Raw genomic sequence first — 20,869 nt, 5'->3', positions numbered from 1 at the left:
AATAAACAGAAGCCCCCGATACCAGATCAGGGGCTATAAACAAACATATAAACTGAATTATAACGGACGTTTGATAGCAACCAGTTCGCCACCTCGGGTTTGAATATAGATCAAATTCCCATCGATAATTGGTGTTGCATACAAACCATCACTATCAACTTCCTGCATTGCTGCAATTTTACCCGTTGTTTGTGAAATCCAGTACAGATAGCCCTCACTGTCACCGACTACAACGTAATCGCCCAATACCAGCGGAGCCGTGATATTGCGGTATTCCAGTTGAGTATTAGACCATTTTTCAGTACCGGTTGTGCGGTCGACCAAATAGATATGCGATTTTGAATCAGTGATAGCAATATCATTTACACCAATCCCCATATTCTGATAGGCGGCATATTTACGCTTCCACAGTTCATCACCGGAGATCAGTTTGCGGGAGATCAGCTGGCCATTATAGGCTACCGCGTACAGTTCATCATCAACAATAACCGGTTCAGCATCGACATCCACCATACGGTCCAGATCAGTCTGACCATGAGGCGTAGCGACACGGGTTTCATTAACAAGCTGTCCGTTCTGCAGGATCACAATGCCTATTTTACCATCAGCGCGCCCATAGAGCACACCACCGGCGGCAATAACAGGAGACGAAGTACCACGTAAGGTCAGGTTGGGTTGTTCACTGGTCACTGTCCAGTCAATTTTACCCGTTTCACCATCCAGTGCGAGTAACTGTCCTGCACCCGTAGCAACCACAACTTTACCGGAATCAGTAGCTGGTGCAGCCAGCACTTCGCCACCGACATCGGTATGCCAAATCAGTTCGCCATTTTCCTGACTTATTGCAATCAACTGGCCATTTTCTGAACCGACATAAAGATGGCCATCGGCAGCAGCTAAACCACCTGACAGACGAGCACTACGTTTTTCTTCATAGACAGGCTGATCACTGAGATCAATATCCCACAGCTTGTTGCCACTCAGTTTATCAAAAGCATAAACATCGCCGTCTCTTGAGGCAGCAAAAATATTGTTGCCAACAATCACTGGCTGCAAGTGCGAATAGAATTTGCCAACGCCGGAACCAACACCATGACTCCATGCTGTTTCCGGATTAAAAGCCGATTCAATTACTGGTACTTCAGCCATTTTAATGACGTCTTCTTCTGAACTGCAGCCATAGAGTAAAATTCCTCCCAGCAACAGACAGCTAAGTTTTTGCCAACTTTTATGCATTTGGTTCACCATCCTTCGCATTATTTCGCTGTAGGTGTATCAACTTTTTCGCTGGCTACAGAAAGATCGTCCAGTTTCATCTGTAAAACAGGATTTACACCGTTTTTACTGGCTTGCATGGCTGCAGTATATGCTTCGCGTGCTTTATCCGGCTGCGATGATGCCAGTAAAGCATCACCTCTGACTTCGGCTACAGCTGCCTTATACTGTCCTGCTGTGACTGAATCTAATACTTTCAGTGCATCGGCTGGTTTATTCATCGCTATTAATACGCGAGCCAGACGAATACCTGCGACTGGTTTGAATTCTTCATCGCTGGCTTGGTCCGCAACGCGGCGCAGTTGTTCTGCAGCCAGTTCAGGTTTATTCGCCTTGACCGCTTCAGCTGCCAGTTGCAGTGCAGCCAAATCACCATAGGTATCTTTATGCGCGGCAATAAACTGACCAACTTCAGCAAATGCTTTTTCATGTTGTTCAGACAGGTTTTGCATGACCTGTTGATACCCGGCTGCAGATGATTCACTCTGCTGACGGGTATAATCATTGTAATAGCGCCAGCCGAACAATCCGACAAAACCAATCACCACACCCGCGATGATGGATTTACCATTTTCCTGCCACCATGACTTAATAGCTTCAACCTGTTGTTCTTCTGAATTATAAACGTCCACTATTACTCTCCCAGTTGAGCCAGGATCGGTAACAGCGCTGTGACATCAACAGTCTGCTGTTCAACCTGATCACGTAAAAATTTGACGGTGACTTTCTGTTCTGCTACTTCAGTTTCTCCCAGAATCAGTGCAATTCTGGCTTCCACTTTATCCGCACGCTTCATTTGTTTCTTAAAGTTGCCACCGCCGCAATGTGTCATGACACGCAGTTGCGGACGTTCACTACGTAATTTTTCAGCCAGCAACAGACCGGCAGTCAGTGTTCCCTCGCCCGCCATGCAAATATACACGTCAACGGTAGAAGGAATATTACGGATTTGTTCCAGCGTTTCGAGCATCAGGGTAAGACGCTCCAGTCCCATCGCAAAACCAATCGCCGGTGTAGCCTGACCGCCCAGTTGTTCGACCAGTCCGTCATAACGGCCACCACCACAAATGGTACCCTGCGCCCCTAAGCTGTCGGTGACCCACTCAAAGACGGTGTAGTTATAATAATCCAGGCCCCGAACCAGACGCTCATTAACTTGATATGCAATACCGGCAGCATCAAGTAATGCCTTCAAGCCACTGAAATGCGCCTTGGTCTCTTCACCGAAATAATCAGCCATCGTCGGCGCATGCTGCAGAATTTCCTGAACCTGCGGATTTTTGGTATCCAATACACGCAGAGGATTACTGTACATACGACGCTGAGATTCTTCATCCAGCGACTCTTTATGCTGCTCAAGGAATGTCACCAAGGCATCACGATACGCCGCGCGTTCAGCTGAAGAACCTAATGTATTTAGTTGCAGGGTCGTAAATTGTGCAATACCCAATTCGCGCCACAAGCGGGCAGTCATCATGATCAGCTCAGCATCAATATCCGGACCAGTCAGGCCGAATACTTCAACACCGAATTGATGAAACTGGCGATAACGGCCTTTTTGCGGGCGTTCATGACGGAACATCGGGCCCACATACCACAGGCGGCGTTCCTGATTGTAAACCAGACCATGTTCGATACATGCACGAACACAACCTGCAGTGCCTTCCGGACGCAGTGTCAGACTGTCACCGTTACGATCATTGAAGGTATACATCTCTTTTTCAACCACATCGGTAACTTCACCGATAGCACGCTGAAACAGGTTGGTCATCTCGACAACAGGCATCCGGATTTCGGAATAACCATATGAAGAAACCACACGACGCAAAGTTGCTTCGACCATTTGCCAGACCGGAGTTTGTTCCGGTAGGCAATCATTCATACCACGAATCGCCTGAATTTGTTTAGCCACAATAATTCTCAAATTTTTTAATGCAAAAGCTGCCCGCATTATAGATAGTTTCAAAAGGCAGGTACAACCCGCCCACAGGCAGCGCGTATATGTAATATCCGGACTTATTCCTCGTGCTGCTTGATCGTGATCGGAATACGCTTTTCCTGATCAAGCTGTGACGCTTTGGCTCTGATACGAGCCTCTAATTGATCCAGCAGTTCATTGTTATCCAGACGACCGACTCGTTCACCGTTTTCATACAGTGCACTCATGCGATTAGCACCAGCCAAGCCAAGATCAGAAACCAGTGCTTCACCCGGGCCGTTAACTACACAACCGATAATAGAAACATCCAGCGGAGTGATGATATCTTCGAGTCGTTGTTCCAGCGCATTGACTGTACCAATTACATCAAATTCCTGACGGGAACAGGTCGGACAAGCAATGAAGTTAATACCGCGGGCACGGATGCGCAGTGACTTCAGAATATCAAAACCAACTTTGATCTCTTCCACTGGATCGGCTGCCAGCGAGACACGCAGCGTATCACCGATACCATCCGCCAGTAACATTCCCAGACCAATAGCAGATTTCACCGCACCGGCACGGAAACCACCAGCTTCTGTGATCCCCAGATGTAATGGCTGTTCAATTTGCTTTGCCAATAAACGATATGCATCGACTGCCAGAAAAACATCGGATGCTTTAACGCTGACTTTGAACTGATCGAAATTGAGGCGATCCAGTATGTCCACATGACGCATAGCTGATTCAACCAGCGCCTCTGCAGTAGGCTCACCGTATTTATCCATCAACTCTTTTTCCAGCGAACCACCATTCACACCAATGCGGATCGGGATATTCATATCGCGGGCACAATCAACTACCGCACGAATACGATCTTCTTTACCGATATTACCGGGATTAATACGTAAACAATCGACACCATACTCAGCAACTTTCAGCGCAATACGATAATCAAAATGAATATCGGCCACTAACGGAATGGATATTTGCTGACGGATCAGTTTAAAAGCCTCAGCAGCATCCATTGTCGGTACAGACACTCGTACAATATCTGCCCCGACGCGCTGCAGAGCCTGGATTTGTGCCACAGTAGCCGCCACATCAGTGGTCAACGTGTTCGTCATCGACTGTACCGATATCGGGGCATTCCCGCCAACCGGTACATTTCCTACCATGATCTGCTTACTGATCCGGCGTTTAATAGGTGATACATGCTGAGTCATGAATTAATTCTTCAACGGTAACTTATAACGAGCAACTACACCCTGACGGATATAGGACGACATATCAACTTCCTGTCCGTGGAAATAGATAGAAACAGCCCGGGGCGCACCAATGGTCAGACTGAACGGCTCTTTGCCACTCAGACTGATTTTATCACCAGCATTTTTAGTCCCTTCCAGTATGGATTTACCTGTAGCATCGGTAACTCTCAGCCAGCAGGTCTCCTTAAACTGTAACTGCAGCGCAACAGACGGATCTACAGCAACTGCGGTTTCTTCTGTGCTGGCGGCCGTACTGACCGCAGTGGATGCTGCAGCCGAAGTCGCTGCTACAGCTGCAACCATTGGTGCCGGTACAACTGCTGACTGTTCCTGCGCTTCCGCATCCACGGCTGTATCAGTAAGCACCGTTGGTGCCTGTCCTTCTGTGTCATTTTCTTCGGCTACATCAGCACTAGCCGGTACCGCAGAAGAACTGGTATTCATAACATCCGGAATAGTTGGCACCGGCAAAGATTCAGTTGCAACTGATGTTGCCGAACTAACCGGGTTAACAGCCAGTGCAGCCTCGTTAACCGCTTTAACAACTAACTGGCCGGCTTCATTAATGCTGGTCGGTACTGGTTCTTCTGTTGGTTGTAACCACCACCAGGTACCACCTAATCCAATAAGACCTATACATAACACCCAGGAAATAAGACGAACCCGGTGTTCACTGGCCTCACGCTGTGTCCGCCCGGAGAAGCTATACATTTCACTGTATTTTTTGTCATCCAAACCGAGACCATCATAGGCAGCGACAACGGCTTCTTCATTCGCTCCGACAAAACGAGCGTAAGTTTTCAGATACCCGCGGGTAAAAGTGCTGGCCGTTTTCTGATCAAAACGATCCTCCTCTATATCGCGAATTAATGAAATACGCAGATTAAGACGATGAGCAACATCCTGCTGACTCAAACCTCTTTGTTCACGTGCCGTTTTTAGTATTGTGCCCGGCGTTAGCTGGGCTGTCTCATGACGCTGTTCAGTAGTCATTGTTCTGATATCTTTTCGTTTGGATCGAGGATGGGAATTGTTGAACCAGAGTCTGGCCGAAAATATGGCTATCAGCTATCCGCCCCTGCGCTTGTGCAGTACGAATACTCAGCCACAAACTTTGCGGAGTATCAGTGGCTTTTTTACGATATGTACTTAACCATGATTCTGCCTCTGTTGGATTATTTGCATTTAAAGCCATTTCGGCTAGATCAAGCAATAATTTTACTTTATGCGGATTGTAGCCGAGAGCAAGTCGATAATATTCCAGAGCTTTCTCTTTCTTGCCGGCTTGTAAAGCGCAGACACCGGCATTTTCATAACTGTCGTCCATTCTCAGATAATGAGGCTGAGCAACAGCCCGCATGAACATTTCATCAGCTTCGGAATAGTTACGGTTACGGCATAAAAATGCCCCATAATTATTCAGGACATCCGGATTATTACCATGACCAGACATTAACTTTTCATAGGCTTTCTGAGCTGAGACTTTATCACCGACAGCCTGGTAATAATGAGCCATCGCCAAATAAGCATCGGCACTATCAGGTGCCAGCTCAATAGCTTTTTCAAAGTTATATTTTGCAGGAGCCATCTGACCTTTATTCAGATACCCCATACCAAGCTGAATACGCGTCTTGGCGGCAGCGGCATTGTCTATTGAATTCTCTTGCTGTACAGAATTCTTGCCAATAATTGTTGTTTCGGTGACACATCCGGACAGCGCTATTATCGCTGCCCAGAGTAGAGGAAGATTTCTTTTCATTTCTCAGTACATTAACGAACTGGATTTCAAAGCATTTTGACGGAAATCTCCTGCTCTTGCATCCGTTTTTTCATGGTTCGTTTCGTTCTGTCGATTACATCACCTACCAGCTGACCACAGGCGGCATCAATATCATCGCCACGTGTTTTACGCACGATGACGGTATAACCGTATTCCATCAGCACTTTAGAGAAACGATCAACACGACTGTTGCTCGGTTTTCCATATGGATTGCTCGGGAACGGATTAAATGGGATCAGATTTATCTTACTTGGCGTATCTTTTAACAGCTCAGCCAGTTCACGAGCATGCTCCATGTCATCGTTCACATGATCAAGCAGCACATATTCAACGGTAACGCGGCCATGATTAGCATTTGATTTGCTTAAATAACGCTGCACAGAACCCAGGAATTCCTGAATATTGTATTTATCGTTGATCGGCATGATTTCTGAACGCAGTTTATCGTTCGGCGCATGCAATGAGATGGCTAAAGCCACATCAATCATATCACCCAGTTTATCTAACGCAGGAACTACGCCGGATGTAGAGACTGTCACACGGCGTTTAGATAGGCCAAATCCAAAATCTTCCATCATCAGACTGAGAGCCGGTACCAGATTAGACAGATTCAGTAATGGCTCGCCCATCCCCATCATAACTACGTTGGTGATGACTCGTTTACCGGTATCTTTAGGAAAACCAACCACCTGTGCAGCGCGCCATACCTGGCCGATAATTTCGGACACCGTCAGGTTACGGTTAAACCCTTGTTGCCCGGTTGAACAGAATTTACATTCCAGAGCACAACCGACCTGAGATGACACGCAAAGTGTCGCACGATCGGCTTCCGGGATGTACACGGTTTCAACTTCCTGATCACCGACCCGCATAGCCCATTTAATCGTACCGTCAGAAGAACGTTGTTCAGTACTGATTTCTGGCGCCCTGATTTCAGCAATCCGGGCCAGTTTTTCACGTAATGCTTTATTCACATTGGTCATCTGTGAAAAATCATCACAGCCAAAATGGTAGATCCACTTCATGATCTGATCGGCACGAAATGCTTTTTCGCCCAGTTCATCGGCAAAAAATGCACGTAATGCGTTACGATCAAAATCCAGCAGATTGACTTTATTTTCGCTCATGGATGCCTCAGTGACCTGTGTAGAGAAGGGCGCGGATTGTACAAAGTTTAGGGTGGGAAGACCAGAGTCAGGATAACATATATCTGTTCATATTTTAACCAGCAATGGTTATCACTAAAACAAAAACGCACCACCGAAGCAGTGCGTTTAGCATTTACTGAATAGCGCGCTGAATTATGCTTTCGCCAGCAGAATGTTCAGCATACGACGCAACGGCTCGGCTGCGCCCCATAACAGCTGATCACCTACCGAGAATGCAGACAGGAAGTCCTGACCCATATTCATTTTACGCAGACGACCAACAGGTACATTCAGAGTGCCTGTAACAGCAGCCGGAGTCAGTTCTTTAACAGTGATAGCACGATCATTCTCGATCACGCGAACCCAATCATTGTGTGCTGCCAGCATCTGATGAATATCAGTCAATGGCACATCTTTTTTCAGCTTGATAGTGAACGACTGGCTATGGCACCGCAGTGCACCGATACGCACACAATTACCATCTACCGGGATACCTGCCGTCGGCAGACCGAGGATCTTGTTGGTTTCAGCCATCCCCTTCCACTCTTCTTTGCTCTGACCATTAGCCAACGGCACATCGATCCATGGGATCAGGCTGCCTGCCAGCGGAGCACCAAACTGAGACGTAGGGAATGCATCGGCGCGCATGGCTGCCGTCACTTTGCGTTCGATATCCAGAATCGCAGAAGCCGGATCGGCCAGTTCGGCTGCGACCACATCACGCAGGGCACCCATCTGCTGTAACAGTTCACGCATATGACGTGCACCGGCACCTGAAGCTGCCTGATAAGTAGAAGAAGAAACCCACTCCACCAGATTGTTGGCAAACAAACCGCCTAAACCCATCAGCATCAGACTGACTGTGCAGTTACCGCCGACGTAAGTTTTGATGCCTTTGTTCAGCGCATTATCAATGACCTGACCATTTACCGGATCCAGAACGATAATCGCGTTCTCTTCCATACGCAGTGTAGATGCAGCGTCAATCCAGTAACCACTCCAGCCAGCGGCCATCAGTTTTGGATAAACTTCTTTCGTGTAATCACCACCCTGACAGGTAATGATGATGTCCATTGCTTTCAGCGCATCAATATTGAATGCATCTTCCAGCACGCCAGCAGGTTTACCTGTGAATTTCGGTGCTTCCTGACCGGCCTGAGAGGTAGTAAAAAATACGGGATCGATCTTGCTGAAGTCGTTTTCTTCAATCATCCGGCTCATCAGAACCGAACCCACCATACCACGCCAACCAATTAGTCCTACTTTTTTCATTTCCATTCCTGCTTGGATTACTGATCAAAACATATCGCTTCACAATACGGATGCAGCGCGCTGCTGCAAGTATTTTTATCAAAATTTTTGCATGAAACAGTCAAACAACCGGCAACTCGCAGGAAGAGTGACATAAGCGGCTTTGCAGCTTATGATCAACAGCTGTGTTTTAACAATTTATCAACACTTGGAATTCGCAAATGCAAACCTTCATCCCAGGTAAAGATGCCGCACTGGAAGACTCTATCGACCGCTTCCAGAATAAATTACAAGCTTTAGGTTTTAATATCGAAGAGGCCTCGTGGCTTAATCCTGTACCTAATGTCTGGTCTGTTCATATTCGGGATAAGGATTGCCCTCTTTGTTTTACCAATGGCAAAGGTGCGACTAAAAAGGCGGCATTAGCGTCAGCATTAGGCGAATATTTTGAACGACTATCAACGAACTACTTTTTTGCTGATTTTTTCTTAGGCAATGAAGTTGCCAACAGCCCGTTTGTTCATTACCCAAATGAAAAATGGTTTTCAGTGCCTGAAGATGGCAAGTTCCCTGAAGGCCTGCTTGATGAATTTACCCGGAATTATTACGATCCGGAAAAAGAATTGACTGCAGACATGCTAATCGATCTGCAATCCGGTAATGATGAACGCGGTATCTGTGCCCTGCCTTTTGTACGTCAGGATAATCAGCAGACAGTTTATATTCCGATGAATATCATCGGTAACTTATATGTTTCCAACGGCATGAGTGCTGGCAATACCGTAACTGAAGCCAGAACACAGGCATTATCAGAAGTTTTTGAGCGTTATGTAAAAAATAAAATTATCCGTGAAGCCATCAGCCTTCCCGCCATCCCGGCCAGTGTCATCGAACGATTCCCTGCTATAAAAGAGTCCATCCACACGCTGGAAACAGAAGGATTCCCGATTTTCTGTTATGACGCCTCATTAGGTGGTCAGTTCCCGGTCATCTGTGTTGTCTTGTTTAATCCACAAAACAGCACTTGTTTTGCATCGTTTGGTGCACATCCGCAATTTGAAGTGGCATTTGAACGGACAGTGACTGAATTACTGCAAGGTCGCGGACTCAAAGATCTGGATGTCTTCGCTCCCCCTTCCTTTAATAATGATGATGTTGCTGACCAGCATAATCTGGAAACTCATTTCATTGATTCCTCCGGTCTGATCAGTTGGGATCTGTTTAAAGATGATGCCGACTATGAATTTGCAGACTGGGATTTCTCCGGCACAACGGAACAAGAGTTCCACGGATTACTGGCCATTTTTGATGAGATGAAACAGCCCGTATACATTGCAGACTATGAGCATCTTGGCGTCTATGCCTGCCGGATTCTGGTTCCAGGCATGTCAGATATCTATCCGGCAGAAGACCTGCTGTATGCTAACAACAATATGGGAAGTCATCTGCGTGATACGATCCTCAGCCTGCCGGGGAGTGCATGGGAACAAGAAGACTATCTGGCCCTGTTCGATCAGCTGGATGAAGAAGGTTTTGATGATCAAACCCGTGTCCGTGAATTACTGGGGATCGCAGCGGATAAAGGAACGGGCTGGCACACACTGCGAATCGGCGAACTGAAATGCCTGTTAGCACTGGCTGCTGGTGAACTGGAACTGGCTCAGGAGTGGGCTGGCTGGACACTCGACTTCAACAGTTCTGTCTTTACTGAAGAACGGGCATTGTTCTTCCGCTGTCTGAATGCAAGCATTGAGCTGTTCCTTAGTGAAGATCGGGATGCAGAACAATATCGCATAGCGTTCAATCATATGTTTGGCGAAGAAACCGTGCGTCAGGCATGGGGGCATATTGAGGGCTCTGAGCGCTTTCTGGGTCTGCAAGCTGCTGATTCCACGTTGCAAACTTTCAAAAACCACCAGAAATTGTTGCAAGCTTATGCTAAACTCCAGAAAGCAAAAGATATATTTAATATATAGCAATAAGTGGTAATTATTAAATAATTAATTGATTTTATTAATTTAATTAATCAATCTGGGCCAGATAACACTGGCCCTGTAACAATTGTAAATTTTTTTAACACAATAAAAACAAGCGAATTGCGCAAATAGCAGTCAGGCAAAACAGCGTTAAATGTAATAAAATTACATGATGACCGGCGAGATTTGATCTGGAGCAATTTTGAAAGAAATCATTATTGCTATCATTACCCCAGTAATCTGACTGACAGGTGTTAATTCCGTGAAAGCTGAATCCCCTTTTGATTGTCTGAAACCTGAAGCTATCGCAGCTGTGGCAGAAGACCTTGTCCATGGTAAAGCAACTAAACCCGCCGCTAAAGCATTTACCCTCGCTATCACAGCCGGTGCCTTTATTGCAATCGCATTTGTTTTCTACGTCACGGCCCTGTCAACTGGCAATAATAAGCTGGTCGGTGGTATCTGTTTCGCTCTGGGCCTGATTTTATGCGTTCTGCTCGGTGGTGAACTGTTCACTTCAACAACCCTGACTATTGTTGCCCGTGCTGCAAAGCGCATCACATGGGGACAAATGTTCAAGAACTGGGGTATTGTATACTTTGGTAACCTGATTGGCGGTCTGCTGATTGTGGCCTTAATCATGTTAAGCAGCCAATATACTGCCGGTGAAGGGCAATGGGGCAAAGTTGCTTTATCTGTAGCACAGCATAAAATTCATCATACATTCATCGAAGCCGTTGCCTTGGGTATTCTGTGTAACCTGATGGTATGTCTGGCTACCTGGATGGCTTTCGGCGGTCGTACTATGACTGACAAAGCGCTGATCATGATCCTTCCTGTCGCGATGTTCGTAGCATCTGGTTTCGAACATAGTATCGCAAACATGTTCATGATCCCGGTCGGCATTGCGATTGAGAATTTTGCAGCACCTGAATTCTGGACCTCTATCGGCGTCCAGCAGTCAGTATATGCGGATCTGACAATTCAAAATTTTGTTATCAACAATCTAATCCCAGTCACTATCGGTAATATCATTGGCGGTGGTGTTATGGTTGGTCTTACATACTGGTTCATTTTCCGTCGTCATCACTAATCAAGTGCTGATATCGGAAGTTCATACATCAATACCGAAGAGGTAATGAAAAAATGGCAGAGTTAAGTGAAAAATGTCTGAAAGCGTGGGAAGGTTTTGCTCCTGGTGCATGGCAGTCAGAAGTAAACACCCGTGATTTCATCCAGAAAAACTACACCCCTTATGAGGGTGATGAGTCCTTCCTGGCTGGCGAATCTGATGCTACAGCTAAGCTGTGGGAACAGGTTATGGAAGGCATCAAGGAAGAAAACCGCACTCACGCTCCTGTAGACTTTGATACTGACCTGCCGTCAACCATCACTTCTCATGATGCTGGCTATATCAACAAGGATCTGGAAAAGATCGTTGGTCTGCAGACTGAAAAACCTCTGAAACGCGCTATCGTCGCTTTCGGTGGTATCAAAATGGTTGAAGGCTCTTGTGAAGTTTACGGTCGTAAACTGGATCCACAAGTTAAGAAAATCTTCACCGAATACCGCAAAACTCATAACCAGGGCGTATTTGATGTTTACACCAAAGACATCCTGAACTGCCGTAAATCTGGTGTTATCACCGGTTTGCCAGATGCGTATGGCCGTGGCCGTATCATCGGTGACTACCGTCGTGTAGCTCTGTACGGTATCGACTACCTGATGGCTGACAAACTGGCTCAGTTCAAATCTCTGCAAGCCAAAATGGAAGCTGGTGAAGACCTGGAAGCTACCATCCGTCTGCGTGAAGAAATCTCTGAACAGCACCGTGCACTGAACCAGCTGAAAATCATGGCCGCTAAATACGGTTGCGATATCTCTGGTCCTGCGACTACTGCACAGGAAGCTGTACAGTGGACTTACTTCGGCTACCTGGGCGCTGTTAAGAGCCAGAACGGTGCAGCAATGTCTTTCGGCCGTACTGCGACCTTCCTGGACGTGTACTTCGAACGTGACATCAAAAAAGGCCTGCTGACTGAAGCTGACGCTCAGGAAATCATCGATCACCTGATCATGAAACTGCGTATGGTTCGTTTCCTGCGTACGCCTGAATACGATACTCTGTTCTCTGGCGACCCAATCTGGGCAACCGAGTCTCTGGGTGGTATGGGTGTTGACGGTCGTACTCTGGTAACTAAATCTTCTTTCCGTTACCTGAACACGCTGTACACCATGGGCCCATCTCCAGAGCCAAACATGACCATTCTGTGGTCTGAAGACCTGCCAATGGGCTTCAAAAAATACTGCGCTAAAGTATCTATCGATACTTCTTCAGTTCAGTACGAAAACGATGACCTGATGCGTAACGATTTCAACAACGATGACTATGCTATCGCTTGTTGTGTATCACCAATGGTTATTGGTAAACAAATGCAGTTCTTTGGCGCCCGTGCAAACCTGGCGAAAACCATGCTGTACGCAATCAACGGCGGTATGGACGAAAAACTGAAAATTCAGATTGGTCCTAAAACTGAACCAGTTAAATCTGAATATCTGGATTACGACGATGTTATGGACCGTCTGGACCATTTCATGGACTGGCTGGCAACTCAGTACGTCACCGCACTGAACATCATTCACTACATGCATGACAAATACAGCTACGAAGCAATTCAGCTGGCTCTGCACGACCGTGATGTGATCCGTACTATGGCTTGTGGTATCGCTGGTCTGTCTATCACTGCTGACTCTCTGTCTGCTATCAAATATGCGAAAGTTAAGCCTATTCGTGACGAAGACGGCATCGCTATTGACTTCGAAATCGAAGGTGAATACCCACAATTTGGTAACAACGATGAGCGCGTAGATAGCATCGCTTGTGATCTGGTTGAACGTTTCATGACTAAGATCCAGCATCGCAAAACCTACCGTAATGCGATCCCGACTCAGTCAGTTCTGACCATTACTTCTAACGTAGTTTATGGTAAGAAAACTGGTAACACCCCTGATGGTCGTCGTTCAGGCGCGCCATTCGGACCAGGTGCTAACCCAATGCACGGCCGTGATCAGAAAGGTGCTGTAGCATCTCTGACCTCTGTTGCCAAACTGCCATTCGCATACGCAAAAGACGGTATTTCTTATACCTTCTCTATCGTTCCGAATGCACTGGGTAAAGAAACTGATTCACAGAAAGCTAACCTGGTTGGCCTGATGGATGGTTACTTCCACCACGAAGCGAGCATCGAAGGTGGTCAGCACCTGAACGTAAACGTGATGAACCGTGAAATGCTGCTGGACGCAATGGAAAATCCTGAGAAATATCCTCAGCTGACTATCCGTGTATCTGGTTACGCAGTACGTTTCAACTCACTGACTAAAGAACAGCAACAAGACGTTATTACCCGTACTTTCACACAGTCCATGTAATAAATACTGTTCTCTGAAAAACCCCGGTTGGTAACAGCCGGGGTTTTTTTATGGATAAATGTCCAGCTTTGAACTATGTCTCCGTGCTCAGCGTATAAATATGTAATAAAATGAACATCAATAAAGAAGTATTCTGGAGTTATCTATGACAATTAAAGGCCGTATTCATTCTATTGAAACTTGCGGAACGGTCGATGGCCCGGGGATCCGTTTCATCGCCTTCTTCCAAGGCTGCCTGATGCGTTGTAAATATTGTCATAACCGCGATACCTGGGATACTGAAGGTGGTAAGGAAGTCACTGTTGATGATCTGATGAAAGATCTGCTGGCCTACCGTCATTTTATAAAAGCATCCGGTGGTGGCGTTACTGCATCGGGTGGTGAAGCGACACTGCAGAAAGAATTTGTCACCGAATGGTTCAAAGCCTGTAAAGCAGAAGGCATTCATACTTGCCTCGACACCAACGGTTTTATCCGCCACTACGATGAAGCTCTGGATGCGCTATTGGACCAGACCGATCTGGTTATGCTTGATATCAAGCATATGAATGATGAGATTCATATTCCTCTGACACATGTCAGCAATAAATACTGCCTGGAGTTTGCCCGTTATCTGGCCAAAAAAGGGAAAACGATATGGATACGTTATGTCGTTGTACCTGGCTGGAGTGATGATGATGCCGGTGCGCATGCGTTAGGTGCATTCATTCGCGATGAACTCGGCGGGAAAGTGGAAAAAATAGAAATGCTGCCCTATCACGAACTGGGTAAACATAAATGGACTGCTATGGGCGAGAAATATGAGCTGGAAGGTATTCATCCTCCGAAGAAAGAAGTAATGGAACACCTGAAGGAAATTCTGGTCTCTTACGGTATCAAAGCCAATTACTGATCACTGAAACAGAAAGACCCGATCCAGTTGTTCAAACGCTTTCCGCAGCGTTTTTGCCAAATCAAAATAACTGGGTCGGTTAGCTGATGGCGCACAATTCATCTTCTGGTTGATATCAAAATACCAACGGGATAAAGAAGGTGGTAACAAAGTCTCAGCCCGGCGCCCCAACCAGTAATATCCCTGTACCGGTAAACTCAGCGCGAACAGACTGATGGCAATAAACGTTGGCCAGTTAGCCGGATAGCCCCACTGTACTTGAAGGCAACCACTGATAACAACCAGAGCAGGAATGATCCGCTTACTCAAATTAAGCAGATAAATAATGCGCTGTTCTGGGAATAGATTGGCGAGTTCAGGTTCCAGAGGCCATACAGCTGAGTAATCCGCGCCTTGTGTCAGAATCTTGCCGAAAGATTTCATACTGCTCCCCCTTTCCGCCAATTATCTAACTTTAAAAAACACTTATGTAAATAAGAATTATTTGTGAATTAGCAATATCCACTGTATTCTTCCGCCCTTAAAACACAAGCTTTTAACAGAAAATATACACATCTCATTCTGGGCCTGTTTATTGCCCCTATAAGTGATAAGCGATAGGCTCCTGACATAAGCATATGCTATATTTTCTGCTCATGTTTAACATTTTTTAAACATGATTGTAACTTTGTTATTTTGGAACACCACGATTAGGATTAATGAATGAGTAGCAAGTTGGTTCTTGTACTTAACTGCGGCAGTTCTTCACTGAAGTTTGCCGTAATTGACGCCACCTCTGGTGATGAAAAACTCTCAGGCCTTGCCGAATGTTTACACCTCGATGACGCCAAAATCAAGTGGAAGCTGGAAGGAGCAAAAGGCGCCGCCGATCTTGGCGCGGGCGCAGCTCACCAGGAAGCACTTGATTTTATCGTACAGACCATCCTGCCGAATAAGCCGGAGCTGGTAGCCGATTTGATTGCAATCGGTCATCGGGTTGTTCACGGCGGTGAGAAATTTACCCAATCGGTATTGATCGATGACAGCGTGGTAAAAGGTATCGAAGAGTGCTGCACATTAGCGCCATTGCATAACCCTGCTCATCTGGTTGGTATCAGTGCTGCAAAACGCGCATTTCCTTCATTGCCAAACATTGCTGTATTTGACACGGCTTATCATCAGACTATGCCGGAACAGGCCTATCTGTATGCACTGCCATATAAGCTATATACAGAAAATGGTATCCGCCGGTATGGCATGCACGGTACCAGCCACTACTATATCAGCCTGCAAGCTGCAGAAGTGCTGAATAAGCCGGTTGAAGAACTGAACATCATTAATTGCCATCTGGGCAATGGTGGTTCAGTCTGTGCCATCAAAGGTGGTCATTCTGTTGATACTTCTATGGGTATGACACCGCTGGAAGGCCTGGTAATGGGTACACGCTGTGGTGATATTGATCCGGCAATCATTTTCCATCTGCATGATGCGCTGGGCATGAGCCTGGACGACATCCATAAAATGTTGACCAAAGAATCTGGTCTGTTAGGTCTGACAGAAGTAACCAGCGACTGTCGTTACGTAGAAGATAACTACGAAACTAAAGAAGAAGCTAAACGAGCGATGGATATTTACTGCTATCGTCTGGCAAAATACATTGCTGGTTACACCGCTGCGCTGGACGGACGTCTGGATGCGGTAGTATTCACTGGTGGTATCGGTGAAAACTCTGCACCTATCCGTGAACTGACGCTGAATCGCCTGGGTCTGTTAGGCTTTAAAGTTAATGCCGAAGCAAACCTGAAAGCTCGTTTTGGTAAACAAGGTATCATCACTGAAGAAGGCAGCACTGTTGCCATGGTGATCCCAACCAATGAAGAGTGGGTAATTGCGCGGGATGCAGCGAATTTGGTCGCCTGATGATATAGAATACTCAAGGCTGCCTCCGGGCAGCCTTTTCATTAGCAAGTAAATGTCGTAACAAGGGGATATAAAGTGGCTCGTACAATCATGCTTATCCCGATTGGCACCGGTGTTGGCGTTACCTCTGTAAGTCTGGGCATGGTCCGGGCGATGGAGCGTCATGGCGTCAACGTAAGCTTTTTTAAACCGGTAGCTCAACCGAGACCTGGCCAATCTGGCCCAGAAACATCAACCGCCGTCATCCGTGCCGGTTCAAACATCACACCTCCTGAACCGCTTTCCCTGCAATATGCAGAGAATATGATCACCTCAAACAACAGTGCAGTACTGCTGGAAGAGATTGTTGCGCTTTATCAGCGACATATTCAAGAGAGTGGTGCCGAAGTCGTGGTGATTGAAGGCCTGGTGCCAGTTGAGAAGCAACCTTTTGCTAATAAACTGAATCAGGACATCGCTACTGCACTGGATGCTGAAATCGTTCTGGTAACCCATCCGGGTAATTACTCCAGCCAGAAACTGAAAGAAAGCATCGAATTGGCCTGTTCTAATTTTGGTGGCACCGGCAACAAACGTATTGTTGGCTGCATCATCAATAAAGTGGGTGCTCCGGTTGATGAACACGGCATTACCCGCCCTGATCTGACCGAAATGTTCGAAGCTCATCATACTGGCGAGAGCGGAAGCAACCAGCTGGAAATTCTGCAATTCTTCGGTAAATCACCACTGCAGATCCTGGGTTGCATTCCATGGAATGCACAGCTGATCGCACCACGTGCGATTGATCTGGCTCGTCACCTGAACGCACGAATCATCAATGAAGGCGAAATTTACACCCGTCGTCTGAACATTGTGACTTTCTGTGCCCGTTCTATTCATAACATGGTGCAGCATTTCAAACCGGGCAGCCTGCTGGTAACTTCCGGCGACCGTTCTGATGTGATCGTGTCTGCCTGTCTGTCTGCGATGAACGGCGTCAAGCTGGGTGCATTGCTGCTGACTGGTGGCTATCATCCGGAACCACAGGTTATGGCTCTGTGTCAGCAGGCAATGCAGACTGGTCTGCCAATCCTGATGATCAATACCAATACCTGGCAGACAGCGGTCAGCCTGCAGAACTTCAATGTTGAAATTCCGATTGATGATAATGCCCGTATTGAACTGGTACAGGATTATGTTGCCGGCCATATTGATAAGCATTGGTTAGAATCACTGACATCTGAATCCAGCCTGCCGCGTCGTCTGAGCCCGCCAGCGTTCCGTTATCAGCTGACCGAACTGGCCCGTGCTGCAAACAAACGTATCGTACTGCCAGAAGGTGATGAGCCTCGTACTATCAGAGCGGCCGCTATCTGCGCTGATCGTGGTATTGCCCGTCCGGTATTGCTGGGTAATCCGGATGAAATCCGTCGTGTTGCTGAACAACAGGGCGTCGTGCTGAGTGATCGCGTTGAAATTATCGACCCGGTTGAAGCACGTGAGCGTTATGTACCGCGTCTGGTCGAGCTGCGTAAGAGCAAAGGTATCACCGAAGTTGTGGCCCGCGAACAGCTGGAAGACAACGTAGTGCTGGGTACTCTGATGCTGGAACGCAATGAAGTGGATGGCCTGGTTTCCGGTGCTGTGCATACCACTGCGAATACCATTCGTCCGCCGCTGCAGATCATCAAAACTGCGCCAGGCAGCTCATTGGTATCATCCATTTTCTTCATGCTGCTGCCGGATCAGGTTCTGGTTTATGGTGACTGCGCGATCAACCCGGATCCAAACGCAGAACAGCTGGCTGAGATTGCCATTCAGTCTGCAGATTCTGCAGCTGCATTTGGTATCGAACCTCGTGTTGCGATGATCTCCTACTCTACCGGCACCTCAGGTACCGGTGCTGACGTAGATAAAGTCCGTGAAGCAACCCGTATTGCGAAGGAAAAACGTCCTGATCTGATCATCGATGGTCCTCTGCAGTATGACGCAGCCGTTATGGCTGATGTGGCCCGTTCTAAAGCACCGAATTCACCGGTAGCAGGTAAGGCTACCGTGTTCATATTCCCGGATCTGAACACTGGTAACACCACCTATAAAGCGGTACAGCGTTCTGCTGATCTGGTCTCTATCGGCCCGATGCTGCAGGGTATGCGTAAACCTGTTAATGACCTGTCTCGTGGCGCTCTGGTTGACGATATCGTTTACACCATCGCTCTGACTGGTATTCAGGCAACTCAGACTCCTGCCTGATAGCTTGCTGATTGCTTATTTAAAGCCCTGGTTTCAGGGCTTTTTTGATCCTCTTAACCTGACTCCTGCCTGCGCTCACATCACCCACTGACCCGACCTCCGTATCAGCCCTATTTAACGCCCTTTGGTTTACTTATGCCGACAATCATCTATACCTTATTTAAGGTCTTAATATTTAAGGTCTTGGTATTAAAGGTGAAATGAATCAAAAAGCCTATGGCTGAAGGTCGTCCCATAAGGCAGTGCTGATTTTCACAGGAGGTGTTATGTATAAAATCATTATGGCTTTTAGTGTTGTCATCAGCAGTTTCTCCGCCAATGCTGCTTTTATATTCGGTAATGAACTGTATCAGCTCTGTACTTCTGATGAGAACAGCCAGTTTTACTTTCAGGATGAATCTGAATGTCGCGGCTATGTTACAGGCGTTTATGATCGTTTAACCGGAACAGCAAAAAATGGCGTTTTATGTCTGGAAGGGAAAATAACGACCGGACAGGTAAAAAAAATATTTATCGCTTATGCAGATAAAAATCCGGCTAAATTAAACAGATCCGCATATGAAGTCGTCGAGAGTTCAATTTACCAGGCGTTCAGATGTAGCAAGTAAATCATCAGAAAAAGTATTAACAACCAGATGAAGCTGATCACCACTGTCTATACCAAATGGTATACCGCGAGTCTGTATCGGCCTGAACTTCGTACGGCGATTTGCTCATCAATCAACCATTTGCACGGCTACATCACCTTTCTTCCACAACATTAACCACAGGAAATGTGGATAAGATCAATCTATTGAAATCGTGATCTGCAGAAAAAAACACCTTAATACGCATATCAGACATACTGTTTACAGCGTCTATGCCTGCAATTTGTTCATTTTATCAGCAAGGTGATTACATGAAGATTCTGATCACGGGTGCAACCGGATTTATTGGTCAATATTTAGTCAGTTTATTGCGAGCAGAACATGAACTATTATTGGTTAGCCGACAACCAGAATTAGCAGCTAAGCAATTAGCTGTGGATAACTCTAAAGTTATCCAGCTGAAACAGCTGAATTCTCTTGATGGTGTGGATGCAATTATTAATCTGGCGGGCGAATCGCTGGCAGCGAAACGCTGGAGTGTTGAACAGAAACGCCGTATCAGCGAGAGTCGCTGGCTGATGACTGAAACATTACTGGAAAAACTGAAAAATAGCACTCCTGCCCCCAGAGTCTGGATCAATGCTTCTGCCATCGGTTTTTATGGCGCGCAAGGTGCTGAACCGTTAGATGAAAGTTTTACCCCATCCCAAACCAATTTTCCTAATCGTGTCTGTGCACATTGGGAAGAGCTGGCCCAGCAAGCCTCCGCCTTTAACTGCCGGGTCTGCATTATGCGTATTGGTCTGGTATTAGGAACACAGGGCGGCGCTTTAGCCCGAATGCTGCCTGCATACTGGTGTGGTTTAGGCGGGCCGCTCGGTTCGGGTAAGCAGATGGTTTCGTGGATCACCCGGACTGATTTGGTTTATATCATTCGGTTTCTGCTCGAACATTCACAGTGCAGTGGTATTTATAATGCAACCTCACCACAGGCAGTGAGTAATGCGCAATTCAGTGCCGCGCTGGCAACTGCGCTACACCGGCCTCATTTTCTGCGTACACCCGCCTGGATGCTCAGATTGTTATTAGGTGAAATGGCTGACCTGCTATTGACCGGGCAAAACGTTCAGCCCCGGCGTTTACTGGAGGCCGGCTTCCGGTTCCGTTATCCGGAATTACCGGAAGCACTACGGCATATCTTTGAGGATTAATAT

The 20,869-nt window shown here is 46.8% G+C and carries 17 protein-coding genes; 8 read left to right on the top strand and 9 right to left on the bottom strand.

The genetic code is table 11. The annotated features are described in order from the left end of the window. Nucleotides 1-57: 57 nt before the first annotated feature. The 8 genes from bamB to asd form a co-directional block, all read right to left on the bottom strand. Nucleotides 58-1,236, bottom strand: a complete 1,179-nt coding sequence (bamB, locus tag TOLA_RS04570; RefSeq protein ID WP_012729118.1) for an outer membrane protein assembly factor BamB — start codon at nt 1,234-1,236, stop codon at nt 58-60. 20 nt (nt 1,237-1,256) lie between these two features. Continuing rightward, nucleotides 1,257-1,907 (bottom strand): YfgM family protein, encoded by a 651-nt coding sequence (locus TOLA_RS04565; protein ID WP_012729117.1) that lies wholly within the window; start codon nt 1,905-1,907, stop codon nt 1,257-1,259. Between the two features lie 2 nt (nt 1,908-1,909). Continuing rightward, entirely contained in the window at nt 1,910-3,187 is a 1,278-nt protein-coding gene (gene hisS / locus TOLA_RS04560) for a histidine--tRNA ligase (RefSeq protein ID WP_012729116.1), read from the bottom strand. Between the two features lie 104 nt (nt 3,188-3,291). After that, nucleotides 3,292-4,419: a flavodoxin-dependent (E)-4-hydroxy-3-methylbut-2-enyl-diphosphate synthase gene (ispG, locus tag TOLA_RS04555; protein WP_012729115.1), complete on the bottom strand. Its 1,128-nt coding sequence runs from the start codon at nt 4,417-4,419 to the stop codon at nt 3,292-3,294. A 3-nt stretch (nt 4,420-4,422) separates the two neighbouring features. Further along, nucleotides 4,423-5,454 carry a cytoskeleton protein RodZ gene (gene rodZ, locus TOLA_RS04550; protein WP_012729114.1) on the bottom strand — a complete coding sequence of 344 codons (1,032 nt, stop codon included), beginning with the start codon at nt 5,452-5,454 and terminating at the stop codon, nt 4,423-4,425. Further along, nucleotides 5,444-6,220: a type IV pilus biogenesis/stability protein PilW gene (gene pilW, locus TOLA_RS04545; protein ID WP_012729113.1), complete on the bottom strand. Its 777-nt coding sequence runs from the start codon at nt 6,218-6,220 to the stop codon at nt 5,444-5,446. The genes rodZ and pilW overlap by 11 nt, the downstream gene beginning before the upstream one ends. Before the next feature lie 26 nt (nt 6,221-6,246). After that, nucleotides 6,247-7,368 carry a dual-specificity RNA methyltransferase RlmN gene (gene rlmN, locus TOLA_RS04540; RefSeq protein WP_012729112.1) on the bottom strand — a complete coding sequence of 374 codons (1,122 nt, stop codon included), beginning with the start codon at nt 7,366-7,368 and terminating at the stop codon, nt 6,247-6,249. A 174-nt stretch (nt 7,369-7,542) separates the two neighbouring features. Next, entirely contained in the window at nt 7,543-8,661 is a 1,119-nt protein-coding gene (gene asd, locus TOLA_RS04535; protein WP_012729111.1) for an aspartate-semialdehyde dehydrogenase, read from the bottom strand. A gap of 200 nt (nt 8,662-8,861) precedes the next feature. Here asd and ycaO point away from each other — a divergent pair, with 200 nt between their 5' ends. From ycaO to pflA, 4 genes are all read left to right on the top strand, one after another. Continuing rightward, a complete protein-coding gene (ycaO, locus tag TOLA_RS04530) occupies nt 8,862-10,616 on the top strand; it encodes a 30S ribosomal protein S12 methylthiotransferase accessory factor YcaO (protein ID WP_012729110.1) in 1,755 nt (584 codons plus the stop codon). A 262-nt stretch (nt 10,617-10,878) separates the two neighbouring features. Further along, the gene (focA, locus tag TOLA_RS04525) at nt 10,879-11,709 is read left to right on the top strand and encodes a formate transporter FocA (RefSeq protein ID WP_012729109.1); all 831 of its coding nucleotides are present in this window, start codon (nt 10,879-10,881) and stop codon (nt 11,707-11,709) included. A gap of 53 nt (nt 11,710-11,762) precedes the next feature. Further along, on the top strand, nt 11,763-14,045 hold the full coding sequence (pflB, locus tag TOLA_RS04520; RefSeq protein ID WP_012729108.1) for a formate C-acetyltransferase: 2,283 nt from the start codon (nt 11,763-11,765) through the stop codon (nt 14,043-14,045). A 145-nt stretch (nt 14,046-14,190) separates the two neighbouring features. Then, a complete protein-coding gene (gene pflA / locus TOLA_RS04515) occupies nt 14,191-14,937 on the top strand; it encodes a pyruvate formate lyase 1-activating protein (protein ID WP_012729107.1) in 747 nt (248 codons plus the stop codon). Here pflA and yfbV read toward each other — a convergent pair whose 3' ends face one another. Then, nucleotides 14,938-15,360, bottom strand: coding sequence for a terminus macrodomain insulation protein YfbV (yfbV, locus tag TOLA_RS04510; protein ID WP_012729106.1), 423 nt, complete (start codon nt 15,358-15,360; stop codon nt 14,938-14,940). Nucleotides 15,361-15,639: 279 nt separating this feature from the next. Between yfbV and TOLA_RS04505 the strand changes: the two genes are divergently transcribed. The 4 genes from TOLA_RS04505 (at nt 15,640) to TOLA_RS04490 (ending at nt 20,866) form a co-directional block, all read left to right on the top strand. After that, on the top strand, nt 15,640-16,836 hold the full coding sequence (locus TOLA_RS04505; protein ID WP_012729105.1) for an acetate kinase: 1,197 nt from the start codon (nt 15,640-15,642) through the stop codon (nt 16,834-16,836). 75 nt (nt 16,837-16,911) lie between these two features. Continuing rightward, nucleotides 16,912-19,068 (top strand): phosphate acetyltransferase, encoded by a 2,157-nt coding sequence (pta, locus tag TOLA_RS04500; RefSeq protein WP_012729104.1) that lies wholly within the window; start codon nt 16,912-16,914, stop codon nt 19,066-19,068. A 266-nt stretch (nt 19,069-19,334) separates the two neighbouring features. Further along, on the top strand, nt 19,335-19,676 hold the full coding sequence (locus tag TOLA_RS04495) for a Rap1a/Tai family immunity protein (protein WP_012729103.1): 342 nt from the start codon (nt 19,335-19,337) through the stop codon (nt 19,674-19,676). 290 nt (nt 19,677-19,966) lie between these two features. After that, a complete protein-coding gene (locus tag TOLA_RS04490) occupies nt 19,967-20,866 on the top strand; it encodes a TIGR01777 family oxidoreductase (protein WP_012729102.1) in 900 nt (299 codons plus the stop codon). The last annotated feature ends 3 nt before the right edge of the window (nt 20,867-20,869 follow it).

The organism is Tolumonas auensis DSM 9187, from assembly GCF_000023065.1.
Classification (GTDB): Bacteria; Pseudomonadota; Gammaproteobacteria; order Enterobacterales; family Aeromonadaceae; genus Tolumonas; species Tolumonas auensis.
This window is presented reverse-complemented; position numbering and strand designations above follow the sequence as displayed.

What these genes read in the sequence shown, in the direction of transcription:
- rodZ (WP_012729114.1), bottom strand. Translation starts at nt 5,454, where the DNA reads ATGACTACTGAACAGCGTCATGAGACAGCCCAGCTAACGCCGGGCACA.
- yfbV (WP_012729106.1), bottom strand. Translation starts at nt 15,360, where the DNA reads ATGAAATCTTTCGGCAAGATTCTGACACAAGGCGCGGATTACTCAGCT.
- pflB (WP_012729108.1), top strand. Translation starts at nt 11,763, where the DNA reads ATGGCAGAGTTAAGTGAAAAATGTCTGAAAGCGTGGGAAGGTTTTGCT.
- pilW (WP_012729113.1), bottom strand. Translation starts at nt 6,220, where the DNA reads ATGAAAAGAAATCTTCCTCTACTCTGGGCAGCGATAATAGCGCTGTCC.
- rlmN (WP_012729112.1), bottom strand. Translation starts at nt 7,368, where the DNA reads ATGAGCGAAAATAAAGTCAATCTGCTGGATTTTGATCGTAACGCATTA.
- TOLA_RS04495 (WP_012729103.1), top strand. Translation starts at nt 19,335, where the DNA reads ATGTATAAAATCATTATGGCTTTTAGTGTTGTCATCAGCAGTTTCTCC.
- bamB (WP_012729118.1), bottom strand. Translation starts at nt 1,236, where the DNA reads ATGCATAAAAGTTGGCAAAAACTTAGCTGTCTGTTGCTGGGAGGAATT.
- ycaO (WP_012729110.1), top strand. Translation starts at nt 8,862, where the DNA reads ATGCAAACCTTCATCCCAGGTAAAGATGCCGCACTGGAAGACTCTATC.
- TOLA_RS04505 (WP_012729105.1), top strand. Translation starts at nt 15,640, where the DNA reads ATGAGTAGCAAGTTGGTTCTTGTACTTAACTGCGGCAGTTCTTCACTG.
- TOLA_RS04490 (WP_012729102.1), top strand. Translation starts at nt 19,967, where the DNA reads ATGAAGATTCTGATCACGGGTGCAACCGGATTTATTGGTCAATATTTA.
- pflA (WP_012729107.1), top strand. Translation starts at nt 14,191, where the DNA reads ATGACAATTAAAGGCCGTATTCATTCTATTGAAACTTGCGGAACGGTC.
- ispG (WP_012729115.1), bottom strand. Translation starts at nt 4,419, where the DNA reads ATGACTCAGCATGTATCACCTATTAAACGCCGGATCAGTAAGCAGATC.
- asd (WP_012729111.1), bottom strand. Translation starts at nt 8,661, where the DNA reads ATGAAAAAAGTAGGACTAATTGGTTGGCGTGGTATGGTGGGTTCGGTT.